Here is a 12,067-nt window from a genome sequence, read left to right as displayed (position 1 = left end):
CCAGCGCAGGCAAGCCTGCTCACCACATTGGTTTGTGGTGCGGGTTAAGATGGGGTGTCGCATTGTGAGTGGCGCTACCTGCAATGAGAGCTACCAGATTGCCCGGTGGTACCGCTTGTGGCGAGCGGGCTTGCCCGCGCTCGGCTGCTGAGCAGCCGTCAACCCAGGTTCCCCATTCCTCCTGATGCACCGCGTTGGCTGGTTTTGGGGGCGCTTTGCGCCCCAGCGCAGGCAAGCCTGCTCGCCACATTGGTGCGGGGTGCTGCTTGTGGTGGCGAGCGGGGTTCAGGCCTTGATCGTTAGCGCTCGATCGCCAGGGCCACGCCCTGGCCACCGCCGATGCACAAGGTTGCCAGGCCCTTTTTCGCATCACGCTTGAGCATCTCATGCAGCAGGGTCACCAGCACCCGGCAGCCCGAAGCGCCAATCGGATGGCCCAGGGCAATGGCACCGCCGTTGACGTTGACCTTGGCCGCATCCCAGCCCAGTTCCTGGCCTACCGACAGGGCCTGGGCGGCGAAGGCCTCGTTGGCTTCGATCAGGTCCAGTTGGTCGAGGCTCCAGCCGGCCTTTTCCAGGCAGCGCTTGGTCGCGCTGACCGGGCCGATCCCCATGATCGCCGGGTCGACGCCCGCGTTGGCATAACCGGCGATCTTCGCCAGTACCGGCAAGCCGAGCGCCTTGGCCTTGGTCGCACTCATCAGGATCACCGCAGCCGCACCGTCGTTCAGCGACGAAGCGTTGCCGGCAGTCACCGAACCGTCCTTCTTGAATGCCGGCTTGAGCTTGGCCAGCGTTTCGGCAGTGGTGCCGGCACGCGGCTGCTCGTCGGTGGCGAAGGCCACCGGGTCGCCCTTGCGCTGGGGAATCAGGATCGGCGTGATCTCGTCGACGAAACGCCCGGCTTCGATAGCGGCCAGGGCCTTCTGTTGCGAGGCGGCGGCAAAGGCATCCTGGGCTTCACGGCTGATGTCGTACTTGCTCACCAGATTCTCGGCAGTGATACCCATGTGGTAGTCGTTGAACACATCCCACAAACCGTCGCTGATCATGGTGTCGACCATCTGGCTATGGCCCATGCGCAGGCCGGTGCGGGCACCGGGCAGCACGTAGTTGGACAGGCTCATGTTCTCCTGGCCGCCGGCGATGATCACCTCGGCATCGCCGCAGCGAATGGCCTGGGTCGCCAGGTGCAGGGCCTTGAGGCCCGAGCCGCAGACCTTGTTCAGGGTCATGGCCGGCACGGCGTGGGGCAGGCCGGCCTTGATCGCCGCCTGGCGGGCCGGGTTCTGGCCAGCACCGGCGGTGAGCACCTGGCCCATGATCACTTCATCGACCTGCGCACCGTCCAGGCCGGTCTGCTCCAGCAACTGGCGAATCACTGCCGCGCCGAGGTCCACCGCGCTGACGTTGGCCAGCGCACCCTGGAAGCTGCCGATCGCCGTACGGGTGGCGGCGACAATCACTACGTCTTGCATCGCTTCATTCCTCATCAGGAAAACTGCATTTCAGGCACATGGTCGGGAACGATCAGTTTACCCGCGGTCTTGCTGACAATCTCTTCGACGCTGACGCCAGGTGCGCGCTCCTTGAGGACAAAAGCGCCATTTTCGATTTCCAGGTAGGCCAGGTCCGTCAGAACGCGCTTGATGCAGCTGGCACCGGTCAGCGGCAGGCTGCACTTGGACAGCAGCTTCGACTCGCCATCCTTGGAGGCGTGGGTCATGGTGACGATGATGTTCTCGGCTCCGGCCACCAGGTCCATGGCGCCGCCCATGCCCTTGACCAGCTTGCCGGGGATCATCCACGAGGCGATGTTGCCCTGCACGTCGACCTCGAAGGCACCGAGCACGGTCAGGTCGATATGGCCGCCGCGGATCATCGCGAAGGATTCGGCTGAGGAGAAGATCGACGCGCCGGTACGGGCGGTGACGGTCTGCTTGCCGGCGTTGATCATGTCGGCGTCGACCGTGTCTTCGGTGGGGAAGGCGCCCATGCCGAGCAGGCCGTTCTCCGATTGCAGCATGACTTCCATGCCGGCCGGGATGTAGTTGGCGACCAGGGTCGGGATGCCGATGCCGAGGTTCACGTAGAAGCCGTCCTGCAGCTCGCGGGCGACGCGCTGGGCCATTTGTTCGCGGGAAAGTGCCATGTTCTTGTTCTCCGTAAGTCGAGGGGCCGGGGGATTACTTGCGCACGGTGCGCTGTTCGATGCGCTTCTCGAACGTGCCGCAGATGATCCGGTCGACGTAGATGCCCGGGGTGTGGATCTGCGCCGGGTCCAGCTCGCCCGGTTCGACGATTTCCTCGACTTCGACCACGGTGATCTTGCCGGCGGTGGCTGCCAGCGGGTTGAAGTTCTGCGCGGTGTGGCGATAGATGACGTTGCCGAAGTGGTCGGCCTTCCAGCCCTTGACGATGGCGAAGTCACCGGTGATGGACTCTTCCATCAGGTACGGGCGGCCATTGAACTCGCGGGTTTCCTTGCCTTCGGCGACCGGCGTGCCGACACCGGTGGCGGTGAAAAAGGCCGGGATACCGGCGCCGCCAGCGCGCATCTTCTCGGCCAGGGTGCCTTGTGGCGTCAGCACCACTTCGATTTCGCCGCTGAGCAGTTGCTTCTCGAACAGGGCGTTCTCGCCGACGTAGGAGGCCACTACCTTGCGGATCTGCCGGTCTTCCAGCAGCACGCCGAGGCCGAAACCGTCGACGCCGCAGTTGTTGGAGACCACGGTGAGGTCGCGGGTGCCCCGGCGCTTGATCTCGGCGATGAGGTTTTCCGGGATGCCGCACAGGCCGAAGCCGCCGGAGAGTACGGTCATGCCGTCTTCGAGGCCGGCGAGGGCCTCCTCGTAGGACGCCACGCGTTTATCGAAACCTGCCATATGCATGATCCTCTTTTGTTGTTCGTAGGCCGAGAGGCCTTTCGACAGAGTGTTGCTCCGGGAAATATATTTGTTAAGTTGATTTTTAGGTTTGATTGATTGATAAATCTCAATAATCGCCAGTCGCCACGGGAAAACATCGATGACCGTCAAACAGCTTAGGGCCTTTCTCGCCGTTGCCCAGAGCCTGAGCTTCGCCGTGGCGGGCGAGCGCCTGTTCCTGTCGCAATCGGCCCTGAGCCTGACCATCAAGGCCCTGGAGGACGGACTGGGCGGGCGCCTGTTCAGCCGCAACACCCGCAACGTTGCCCTGACCCCGGAGGGCGAGGCCCTGGTGCCGCTGGCCCGGCGGCTGATCGCCGACTGGGATAATGCCGAAGATGAATTGCGCCAGCGTTTCACCCTGCAGCGCGGCCGGGTGACCCTGGCGGCGATGCCATCGTTCGCCGGCAACCTGCTGCCGCCGATCCTCAGGATCTTTCGCCAGCGCTACCCTCAGGTCAATGTAGCGGTGAACGATGTGGTCAACGAGCAGGTGCTGGAGATGGTCGGCGATCGCCAGGTGGAACTGGGCGTGGCCTTCGAACCGCTGCAGAACTCGTCGCTGCGTTTCACGCCGCTGTATATGGATCGTTTCGTGGCCGTGGTCCCGGCGGATTCGCCGCTGGCCGAAGCCACCGAGATCGATTGGGACACCTTGCTGCGCGAGCCCTTCATTACCTTGCAGCGTCCGTCCAATGTGCGGGTGATGCTCGAGGAACACCTGCATGCCCGGGGCATGACCCTGCCGGTGGAGTTCGAGAGCCACCAGTTGGCGACAGTGGGGCGTATGGTCGCCAGCGGATTGGGCGTAAGCGCGGTGCCGGCGCTGTGCGTCGGGCAGATGCGCGAGCTGGGCGCACGCTGTATCACCCTGCATGAGCCGGTGGTCGAACGGGCCATCGGTGTGCTGACCAAACCGGGGCACGAGCTGTCCGCGGCGGCCCAGGCGCTGTTCGATATCCTGCTGGAAGAAAGATCCCGTTACCTGAATTTTGAGAAATAACTCGGCCCTGTGTGGATCTTTTCCTACGATGCGCAATCATTACCCCATGAATATTCAAAGGAGGTGTGTATGTTCGTCCGGTCTTTGACACTCGCCGCCCTGTCGATCTTCGCGTCTGGTCCGTTGCTGGCCGCCGATGTCGACTCTCCGTTGGCCCAGGATTTCGGAAAATCCCGTGCCTTGGTGGTGATCGCGCCGAGTACCGCAGACCCGACCCTGGTCGGGCTGAAAAAGGCACTCGACGACCCGGCCAACCGCAAGGCATTCGATGAGCGCCAACTGGTGCTCTACGAAGTGGCTCAGACCGTGGGCAAGCGTGCCGACAAGTTCATGGAGCAGCCGAGCACCATGGCGCTGATTCGCGGGCTGAAGCTGGGCGTCACGCCGGAAGGCAAGTCCACGGTGATCCTGGTCGGCAAGGACGGTCAGCAGAGAACCATCGAACACGAAGGGCCGTTGCCGTTGGCCGATGTGTTCAAGGCGGTCGACGCGTTGCCGGCCTCAGAGAAGGAAATCGTCGCGCCGACGCCACCTGCGCCAGCAGCCGCTGCCGAGGCCAAGCCGGCGAAGGGCGCCAAACCTGGCAAGGCGCCCGCTGCGCCCAAGGATCTGGATGACTGATCCGCGTAGTATTTCGCGCCATTGACCTGCGGAGGGCGTCGGTATGTCGGGTGTTCACAAGGCGGCACAAGTCGGTTTCAGTGCCGAAGCCAAGACCTATGCCCACGGGCGCCCTGACTATCCCGCCGGCTTGCAGCCGTGGTTGCGGGGCACCTTGGGTGCCGGTCCTGGCAGCCAGGTGGTTGATCTGGGCGCCGGGACTGGCAAGTTCACCCGTCTGCTTGCGGAGACCGGAGCAACGGTGACCGCGATCGAACCCGTGGACGCCATGCGTGCCGAGCTGGTTGCACGGCTGTCGCAGGTTCGGGCGTTATCGGGTACCGCCGACAGCATGCCGTTGGATTGTGCCTCAGCGGATGCACTGACCTGCGCCCAGGCCTTCCACTGGTTTGCCCATGAAGCTGCGCTGGCCGAGATCCATCGGGTGCTCAAGCCGGGTGGGCGACTCGGATTGGTGTGGAACGTACGCGACGAGTCGGTGGATTGGGTGGCGCAGATCACCCGGATCATCACGCCCTACGAGGGTGACACCCCGCGCTTTCACAGCGGCGCCTGGCGCTTGCCTTTCAACAACAGTCGCCATTTCTCGGCGCCGGAGCTGACCTGTTTCGAGTACACCCATGTGGGGACGCCGCAGGAAGTGATCATCGACCGCTTCCTGTCGGTCAGCTTCATCGCCGCCTTGCCAGAAGCCGGCAAGGCCCAGGTGCTCGGACAGTTGCAGGACCTGATCCTGAGCCATCCCGCCTTGCGTGGCCGGGAGACCATTGCGTTTCCCTATCGCACCGAAGCCTATCACTGCATGCGCCTTGACTGACGCCACATGCGGCCTTGCGCCTTGTTGAGCCGGTTCTCTGCCATAGTGGAATAACCCCTCACAGTAGGGAAAATTCCTCTGTCAAAGCGTCGACAAATTCTGCTGTAGCAGCGAATTCGTCGGTATCAAATGATTACTCTGGTTATAACGATAGATTTTATTTTTATAAACGGTCATAAGATTAACCGCTATGCTGCGCGCCTGTTTTTGTCGTCTCGCCCAGGGTTTGCTAATGGATGTCGGTAATTTCGGTTTTGTCGTGGCAGGCCTGGTGGTTGGCTTTATCGTCGGTATGACGGGCGTCGGTGGCGGCTCGCTGATGACGCCGATCCTGCTGTGGTTCGGTATCAACCCGGCAACCGCCGTGGGAACGGATCTGCTCTACGCCGCCATCACCAAGTCCGGTGGCGTGCTGGTGCACAAGCGCAACGACAACATCGACTGGAAGATCACCGGCTGGCTGACCCTCGGCAGCGTGCCGGCGGTGTTGCTGACCTTGTGGTTTCTCAGCAGCCTGCACCAGGCCCCCGACGAACTGAACCGCATCATCAAGCAGGCACTCGGCGTGGTGCTGTTGCTGACCGCGCTGGCGGTGTTGTTCAAGAAGTCGTTGCTGGCGTTCGCCCATCGGCGTGGCGTCGACCATTCGCAGATCAGCCCATCGAAACTGAACAGCCTGACGGTGCTGACCGGCCTGGTCCTCGGCACCATGGTCGCGCTGACCTCCATCGGTGCCGGTGCCCTGGGCACGGTGGCGTTGTTCATCCTCTATCCGTTCCTGCCGACCCGGCGCCTGGTCGGTACGGAGATCGCCCATGCGGTACCGCTGACGTTGGTGGCGGGCCTGGGGCATGCCCACATGGGCAACATGAACTGGGAACTGCTGGGCTTCCTGTTGATGGGGTCGTTGCCGGGAATCTACTTCGGCAGCCATCTGGCCGGACGGGTATCCGACGGCCTCCTGCGACCCTTCCTGGCGCTGATGCTGTTCACCATCGGCTACAAGCTGGTGTTCTGATCAGGCTGGAAGGTTATGGTCACCTTCCTCGACCAGCCAGTTTTCGAACTTCTCCAGCGCCTGCGTGCGCTCCGCTGCAGGCCGTGTAACCAGGACATAACGTTCGCTCAGTTGGGGGAACGTTGGCCATGGCGCACTGAGCCGCCCTTCGTTCAATTCCTGCTCGACATAACGTCGTGGCACCAGCGCCATGCCGATACCCGCCTTGGCTGCCTCAATGAGCAGGGCGTAGCGGTCGTAGGTGGGGCCCATCGAGCTGTTGGGCAGCGCCAGGCCCGCAAGCTGCGCGTAACGGTCCCAGCCGTACGGACTTTCATGCTTGTGCAACAAGGGCATGTCGTGTGCTGCGGTATCGGTCAGGCGCGGATGACAGACCGCGACCACCGGCTCCTCGAACAGCGGTTGCACCTTCATCGAATGCCAGATGGGATGCTCGTAGTTGATCGCCGCGTGCAGGCCGCTTTCCTCCAGGGAAAAAGGCTGGGTCCTTTCGCGCAGATTGACTTCGATGTCCGGGTGACGCTCCCGAAACCGGGCGAGCCTGGGGATCAGCCAGCGGCTGGCGAGGGTAGGGATCACGCCGATTTCCAGTGAGGTCGTGCCTTGCGTGTCGCTCATCAGCTGGCGTGTATGGCGCTCGATGTCCGCGAGTGCGGTGCGCATGCGTGCCGCATAGCTGGCGCCGGGAGCGGACAACTCGACGCGGTTGCCCACGCGATGGAACAGCCGCACCCCGAGAAAGTCCTCCAGCTTGGCGATCTGCCGACTGATCGCGCCTTCGCTCAGCGACAGTTCCTGTGCGGCCTTGGCGAAGCTCTGGTGGCGAGCGGCGGTTTCCAGGGCGAGCAGCGCGGAGGTGCTGGGCAGACGTCGAGTCATTGCGGGCCATCCATGGGACAAGGGGCGGCATCATGACGCATGCGCAAGCTGCCTTGCAAAAAAATCGGTAACGCGAAAGACGCGTGTTTCCTAGCATGGAGCCCGGATTGACCACTACAAGACAAGGGAGTGCTGCACCGTGAAAACCACCGATCGTGCCTTGCTGGGATTTGGCGTACTGATTCCGTTCTGGCTGTTTTTGGGCGTTGCCCTGACCGCGCTTGCCTATCCCGGCTACAGCCATCTGGAACTGGCGATGAGCCAACTGGGCGCCGAGGGTGCACCGACTCACAGCTTCTCGGCCTGGCTCAATAACTTCCCGCTGGGCGTATGGTTCATGCTCTTTGCGCTGGGGATAGCCAGGCAGTTCAGCGGCTCGCGACTGGCGTTGATGAGTGCGCTACTGATCTTCGTTCATGGTCTGGCGAGCCTGGCGGCCGGCTACTTTTCCTGTGACCAGGGCTGCGTGCCGGCTCAACCCTCATTCTCGCAACAGGTCCATAACCTGTCAGGGCTGGTGATGTTCCTTTCGTTGACGCTGGCAGCGTTGCTGTGGGTGTTCCTCGGCAAGCGGCTGCTGCCGTCGTCCGGCTTTGCCGTGTTCTCGGCGATCTGTGTCATCCTGTCGATCGCCACGGTGGCGATGATGGCCAAGGCCTTCGCCGACGGGCACCTGTTTGGCCTGTACCAGCGACTCAACTATGGTGTTTCGGTGATCTGGGTCGCGGTGCTGGCGGTATTCGCCTTGCGCGGGAAATCGGGAGCATCATGAGTGATCGTCAGCCAATCATCCGGGGCAGGATCGAAGCGGTCGTGGTAGCCAGTGGGGTCGACGAGATCATCTACCAGTCGGAGTGGCTGGGCTACCTGCCTTTCGGGGTTTCCCATTGGGTCGAGCATCAGGGCAGGGATGTTTCCAGTGACTTTCCCGCTGGGTGGACGCTCCAGGACCTGATAGGTCTTGAGCGCTCCGGGTTCCTTGAGGTGCTGGAAACCCATGAGAACCCGGACGACGAGTTCGATCGACGAATCCGGTATCGCGTTTGTGCGAACAACTGAGCCTAGGGTGCGCCCATGACATTGACCGTCGACAGCCTGATCAGCCTCGCCATGGCCAACCCGGTAAACGCCGAGATCGCCTCGCGCTTGCCTTCGCTGGGCCTGGACCAGTGCATGCTGACCGCAGGCTGCCTGTTCCAGGCGGTCTGGAATCACCAGGCTGATCTATCGGCGGATTGGGGAATAAAGGACTACGACGTTTTCTATTTTGACGAGGGCCTGTCCTGGGAGGCCGAGGACGTTGTCATCCGCTCGGTCGAGCAACTTTTCCAGGATCTTGGAGTGAACATCGAGGTCCGTAACCAGGCCAGGGTGCATCTCTGGTATGGCGAGCGCTTTGGTCGGCCTTATTCCCAACTGCATTCCTCCAGGGAGGGTATCGATCGCTACCTGATTGCCGGGACGTGCATCGGGCTGGATGTCCGCACGGGCGAAGTCTATGCGCCGTACGGACTGACTGACGTGGAGCAGGGCATTCTTCGCATCAACCCCGGATACCCGGAACCGAAGCTGTTCGAGCTGAAAGCGAGAAGCTATCAGGCCAGATGGCCCTGGCTGAAGATCATGGCACCTGAAGCGTAACGATGCTCAGAGCAGCTCGGTCACCAGGAAGAAGTGATGCCCGTAGGGCTGCACCGACGCATTCTCCTGCCAGCGCCGCTCGTTCTTCGGCTGGGTCAGTGGCTTGTCGGTTTCATCGTAGACCAGGGTGTAGGTGACGTTGGTGCCGACATCACCGCCCGTCGAGCCCCAACTCCACTCCTGATACTTCGCGGACGATTGTGGCAGGCTGCGGATCATTTCCAGGTAGATATGCCGCTTCAGCTGAAAGCTGACCCAGCCGGCGTCCACTCCATAGTGGAACGACGCGGTCAACAGGCCAACGGTGACGACCGGGGCGACGACAACCGAGACCAGGCGTTTCCAGCGACGTTTCCAGAGGTTGGCCACGAACCCTACGACGAAGCTGCAGGAGGCGATCAGGGCAGGGGCGGCGAGGAGGGGGATCAGGAGTAGCCAGAGCCCCAGGAGGCGGTCCAGTTCGCTGCTGATGTAGAGAATCAGGCAGAACACCAACCAATCGCCGAGATGGCGCACGGTGAAACGATCAGTCTGGTCTTCTGGAGACGGTTTGATACTGCTGTCGAGAATGCTCAAGGCGTTTTGTCCTTCCGTGACAACGCGAATGATCCGGCTCCCTTTCGCGTACTTCAGTACCAGAAGGGGGGACAGTTACTTCAACTCGCAACGGTCTTTCCAAAGACCGTCGATTACCGGGTTCCACCCCTTGGGGAACGGTATAGACAAGAGTGACTGGTGAGTCAATCCGTATTCCCGCTAAATGATCAAATGTTTGAACTGTTCGACAAACTTCAAGAGAGTGTTTCGTGTTGCTTACAATACTTGGTTTCCCTGGCGTCCGTTGTCACGGAGCGAGCCCCGAATACTCTGCCCCGGCAGGAAGCTGGATGTCCGCGGGCTCGATCGTCTTCGACGTGGTCCAGTTATCTTTTGGCATCTTCCTTAGAGCGATGCGGACGAGCTTTGGGTTGTAAGAGCCGCGGGCTAACAACAACAGAACTCTTGCGCTGATCCCATCCGCACCAATCCAATGGCATGGCTTTTTGATATTAACTTCGTCTCTATTGTTCGACTGCCGCTGATACAACTCGCATAGAACCGTGGCGGGCTCGTTCATGTCCCCCAAAAACACCGCTCCCTATAAAAGGGTACTCATTGGGAGGCGATATTGTGAGGCAACTTGAAACCTGGGAAGAATATCAAGCCGTTGCTCGAAACATCGTTTTCCCAACGAAAGCGATCATTCGGGACCTCTTGACCGCTGGCGCCGCCGAGGTCGGCGAGCCTATTGGACATGCTATTTCCTTATGCCTTTCCATCAGATGGTTGATGCCCAAGCCAACATTGGTCCCTGGCTTCCCTCAGGCTGCTTTCAAACGCCTCCAGCCCCGCATGGATCTTCTGCAACCCCTGGATCTGCGCCATCAGTTCCTGCTTTTTATCGGCGATGGCCTTGCTCGCCACCGCCCAGGGCAATTCCTGGCCTTGATGGTCCTTGAGGATCGCCTGCATTTCCTTGAGCTTGAAACCCAGTTGCTGGGCACACTTGATGAACGTCAGCAGCTCGACGCTTTGCTGGCTGTAGACCCGGTATTTTCCTTCGCGCCGGGGTGGCGGCAGCAAGCCGATGTCTTCGTAATGGCGGATAGTCTTGACGGTCGTGCCCGACAGTTGGGCGGCCTTGCCGATGTACATGAACGTCCTTTTTCGAGCGGGATGGGGGCGGTGCCGCATCTTTGCACAGTGCCATACCGTCGGGAACCCGGAGCTGTCAGCGGCGGGCGATGGCCTCGACCTGCTGCAGCCAGGTGTTTCGCCGCAGGTCGCTGGAACCGAACAGCGGTCCGAACATCAGGGTCTTCAATGGCCTGATGCCACAGAACTGCAGGGTGGTCTTGCGCACCTGGTGCAGGCCGGGCATGCGATAGACCCATTTGAAGTACCACGGCGGTGTATCCATCGTCACCAGCAGGTCTGCCGTGCGCCCCTTCAGAAGCGGGTCGGGGAAGGCTTTGCCTTCGCGGTACCGGAACGCGAAACCGGGCAGGAAGGTCCGGTCGAAAAAGCCTTTCATCAGGGCCGGGATACCTCCCCACCAGATCGGATAGACCCATGCCAGGTGCTCGGCCCAGGTAATGTCCGCCTGGGCCTGGAGCAGGTCCGGCTCCAGCGGCTGGACCTGCCGGTAGCCTTCGTGCAGCACCGGGTCGAAGTTCAGTGTGCCAAGCCGCAGCATTCGTACGTCATGCCCGGCGCTTCTGGCCGCCTCGGCATAGTGTTCAGCCAGCGCACCACAGAAACTCTCGGCGCCAGGGTGGCCCAGAATCACCAGAACTCGTTTGCTCATCATCACCGCATCCTGAATATGAAAGCCCAGGGTAGGGTGTGCCCTTAACGGGAGAGTCAATGGCCGGGTGTTCAAGCGCGCCGTTATCGACCCGATTCCTCAGAGGCTACCGGTGCCGCGTTCGTTGAGCAGGGCTTGCAAGGTCAGCCGGGTCTGTCCCAGCAGTACTTCGCGCACGGTTTCCATGCGCTGGCGGTCGATGGTTTGCCAGCCCAGGACCCCCAGCACCTGCCGACGCAATACACGGAACACCAGGCCCTGGCTGTTGATCGCGAAGGTGCGGATCAGCGTGCGCTCATCATCGGCCGGCAAACCCGTGAGTCGGCCGATGAGCCCGGTGGTTACCCGACCGATGCGCCGGTGCAGGCGGTCGTCCATCCGTTCCAGGGTGCCGGGAGGACCCAGGCCGGCCTGCTCGCGGGCCATGAACAGGCGCCAGTCGCGGCTGGGAGGACTGTCGTGGATGAAGGTGATGAAGCCGCCGAGCAGCGCCAGGTAGGTGTCCATCAGGCGCTGGTCGTCGCAGTCGTCTTCGCTCAACACCTGCTCGGCGTGTTCGATAGGCGCGGCCAACTGCTCCCACACGCGATCGAGAATGTACTCCACGCACGCCCGGTAGACCCCTTCCTTGTTGTCGAAATAATACTGCAGGGCAGGGGCGTTGACCCCGGCATCGGTGGCGATGTCGCGGGTCGACGCGCCTTCGAAGCCACGCTCGCCGAACAGCCGCAGGGCGCTCTCGATGATTCGTGCGCGGGTCTCTTCGCCGCGCTGGTAGCCGCCTTCGGCAGTGGTTTTATGTCGGGCCATTGAA

The 12,067-nt window shown here is 61.7% G+C and carries 15 protein-coding genes; 7 read left to right on the top strand and 8 right to left on the bottom strand.

The window, feature by feature from the left end; translation table 11 throughout:
- Positions 1–299: 299 nt before the first annotated feature.
- From AC6I6U_RS21010 to AC6I6U_RS21000, 3 genes are read right to left on the bottom strand one after another with little or no spacing between them, the layout of a single operon-like run.
- Complete coding sequence (locus AC6I6U_RS21010) at positions 300–1,478, bottom strand: acetyl-CoA C-acetyltransferase (protein ID WP_497877946.1); 1,179 nt, start codon at positions 1,476–1,478, stop codon at positions 300–302.
- A 14-nt stretch (positions 1,479–1,492) separates the two neighbouring features.
- Positions 1,493–2,152, bottom strand: coding sequence for a CoA transferase subunit B (locus AC6I6U_RS21005; protein WP_497877945.1), 660 nt, complete (start codon positions 2,150–2,152; stop codon positions 1,493–1,495).
- A 34-nt stretch (positions 2,153–2,186) separates the two neighbouring features.
- Positions 2,187–2,885 carry a CoA transferase subunit A gene (locus AC6I6U_RS21000; protein ID WP_186688494.1) on the bottom strand — a complete coding sequence of 233 codons (699 nt, stop codon included), beginning with the start codon at positions 2,883–2,885 and terminating at the stop codon, positions 2,187–2,189.
- A 142-nt stretch (positions 2,886–3,027) separates the two neighbouring features.
- Between AC6I6U_RS21000 and AC6I6U_RS20995 the strand changes: the two genes are divergently transcribed.
- From AC6I6U_RS20995 to AC6I6U_RS20980, 4 genes are all read left to right on the top strand, one after another.
- Entirely contained in the window at positions 3,028–3,930 is a 903-nt protein-coding gene (locus AC6I6U_RS20995; protein WP_497877944.1) for a LysR family transcriptional regulator, read from the top strand.
- 69 nt (positions 3,931–3,999) lie between these two features.
- Positions 4,000–4,551, top strand: coding sequence for a DUF4174 domain-containing protein (locus AC6I6U_RS20990; RefSeq protein WP_497877943.1), 552 nt, complete (start codon positions 4,000–4,002; stop codon positions 4,549–4,551).
- A gap of 43 nt (positions 4,552–4,594) precedes the next feature.
- Positions 4,595–5,368, top strand: a complete 774-nt coding sequence (locus tag AC6I6U_RS20985) for a class I SAM-dependent methyltransferase (protein WP_497877942.1) — start codon at positions 4,595–4,597, stop codon at positions 5,366–5,368.
- Positions 5,369–5,600: 232 nt separating this feature from the next.
- Positions 5,601–6,386 carry a sulfite exporter TauE/SafE family protein gene (locus AC6I6U_RS20980; RefSeq protein ID WP_497877941.1) on the top strand — a complete coding sequence of 262 codons (786 nt, stop codon included), beginning with the start codon at positions 5,601–5,603 and terminating at the stop codon, positions 6,384–6,386.
- Here AC6I6U_RS20980 and AC6I6U_RS20975 read toward each other — a convergent pair whose 3' ends face one another.
- The gene (locus AC6I6U_RS20975; RefSeq protein WP_497877940.1) at positions 6,387–7,265 is read right to left on the bottom strand and encodes a LysR substrate-binding domain-containing protein; all 879 of its coding nucleotides are present in this window, start codon (positions 7,263–7,265) and stop codon (positions 6,387–6,389) included.
- Positions 7,266–7,404: 139 nt separating this feature from the next.
- On the opposite strand from AC6I6U_RS20975, the gene AC6I6U_RS20970 reads away from it, so the two are divergent.
- From AC6I6U_RS20970 to AC6I6U_RS20960, 3 genes are read left to right on the top strand one after another with little or no spacing between them, the layout of a single operon-like run.
- Entirely contained in the window at positions 7,405–8,037 is a 633-nt protein-coding gene (locus AC6I6U_RS20970; protein ID WP_497877939.1) for a DUF998 domain-containing protein, read from the top strand.
- Positions 8,034–8,324 (top strand): hypothetical protein, encoded by a 291-nt coding sequence (locus AC6I6U_RS20965; RefSeq protein WP_497877938.1) that lies wholly within the window; start codon positions 8,034–8,036, stop codon positions 8,322–8,324. The genes AC6I6U_RS20970 and AC6I6U_RS20965 overlap by 4 nt, the downstream gene beginning before the upstream one ends.
- Positions 8,325–8,339: 15 nt before the next feature.
- Positions 8,340–8,906: a nucleotidyltransferase family protein gene (locus tag AC6I6U_RS20960; protein WP_497877937.1), complete on the top strand. Its 567-nt coding sequence runs from the start codon at positions 8,340–8,342 to the stop codon at positions 8,904–8,906.
- A 6-nt stretch (positions 8,907–8,912) separates the two neighbouring features.
- On the opposite strand, the gene AC6I6U_RS20955 is transcribed toward AC6I6U_RS20960, so the two are convergent.
- The 4 genes from AC6I6U_RS20955 to AC6I6U_RS20940 all read right to left on the bottom strand — a co-directional run bounded on the left by AC6I6U_RS20955 (position 8,913) and on the right by AC6I6U_RS20940 (position 12,063).
- A complete protein-coding gene (locus AC6I6U_RS20955; RefSeq protein WP_497877936.1) occupies positions 8,913–9,482 on the bottom strand; it encodes a hypothetical protein in 570 nt (189 codons plus the stop codon).
- Between the two features lie 729 nt (positions 9,483–10,211).
- Positions 10,212–10,601: a MerR family transcriptional regulator gene (locus AC6I6U_RS20950; RefSeq protein ID WP_497877935.1), complete on the bottom strand. Its 390-nt coding sequence runs from the start codon at positions 10,599–10,601 to the stop codon at positions 10,212–10,214.
- A 76-nt stretch (positions 10,602–10,677) separates the two neighbouring features.
- A complete protein-coding gene (locus tag AC6I6U_RS20945; RefSeq protein WP_497877934.1) occupies positions 10,678–11,253 on the bottom strand; it encodes an NAD(P)H-dependent oxidoreductase in 576 nt (191 codons plus the stop codon).
- Positions 11,254–11,352: 99 nt separating this feature from the next.
- Complete coding sequence (locus AC6I6U_RS20940; RefSeq protein ID WP_497877933.1) at positions 11,353–12,063, bottom strand: CerR family C-terminal domain-containing protein; 711 nt, start codon at positions 12,061–12,063, stop codon at positions 11,353–11,355.
- Between the last annotated feature and the right edge of the window lie 4 nt (positions 12,064–12,067).

This window comes from Pseudomonas sp. UTLPPB19802, from assembly GCF_059730225.1.
The sequence above is the reverse complement of the archived record's forward strand: the minus strand, read 5'-3'. Positions and strand labels throughout refer to the sequence as shown.

Excerpts from the sequence above, each read along its gene's own strand:
- AC6I6U_RS21010 (WP_497877946.1), bottom strand. The coding sequence starts at position 1,478 with ATGCAAGACGTAGTGATTGTCGCCGCCACCCGTACGGCGATCGGCAGC.
- AC6I6U_RS21005 (WP_497877945.1), bottom strand. The coding sequence starts at position 2,152 with ATGGCACTTTCCCGCGAACAAATGGCCCAGCGCGTCGCCCGCGAGCTG.
- AC6I6U_RS21000 (WP_186688494.1), bottom strand. The coding sequence starts at position 2,885 with ATGGCAGGTTTCGATAAACGCGTGGCGTCCTACGAGGAGGCCCTCGCC.
- AC6I6U_RS20995 (WP_497877944.1), top strand. The coding sequence starts at position 3,028 with ATGACCGTCAAACAGCTTAGGGCCTTTCTCGCCGTTGCCCAGAGCCTG.
- AC6I6U_RS20990 (WP_497877943.1), top strand. The coding sequence starts at position 4,000 with ATGTTCGTCCGGTCTTTGACACTCGCCGCCCTGTCGATCTTCGCGTCT.
- AC6I6U_RS20985 (WP_497877942.1), top strand. The coding sequence starts at position 4,595 with ATGTCGGGTGTTCACAAGGCGGCACAAGTCGGTTTCAGTGCCGAAGCC.
- AC6I6U_RS20980 (WP_497877941.1), top strand. The coding sequence starts at position 5,601 with ATGGATGTCGGTAATTTCGGTTTTGTCGTGGCAGGCCTGGTGGTTGGC.
- AC6I6U_RS20975 (WP_497877940.1), bottom strand. The coding sequence starts at position 7,265 with ATGACTCGACGTCTGCCCAGCACCTCCGCGCTGCTCGCCCTGGAAACC.
- AC6I6U_RS20965 (WP_497877938.1), top strand. The coding sequence starts at position 8,034 with ATGAGTGATCGTCAGCCAATCATCCGGGGCAGGATCGAAGCGGTCGTG.
- AC6I6U_RS20960 (WP_497877937.1), top strand. The coding sequence starts at position 8,340 with ATGACATTGACCGTCGACAGCCTGATCAGCCTCGCCATGGCCAACCCG.
- AC6I6U_RS20950 (WP_497877935.1), bottom strand. The coding sequence starts at position 10,601 with ATGTACATCGGCAAGGCCGCCCAACTGTCGGGCACGACCGTCAAGACT.
- AC6I6U_RS20945 (WP_497877934.1), bottom strand. The coding sequence starts at position 11,253 with ATGAGCAAACGAGTTCTGGTGATTCTGGGCCACCCTGGCGCCGAGAGT.
- AC6I6U_RS20940 (WP_497877933.1), bottom strand. The coding sequence starts at position 12,063 with ATGGCCCGACATAAAACCACTGCCGAAGGCGGCTACCAGCGCGGCGAA.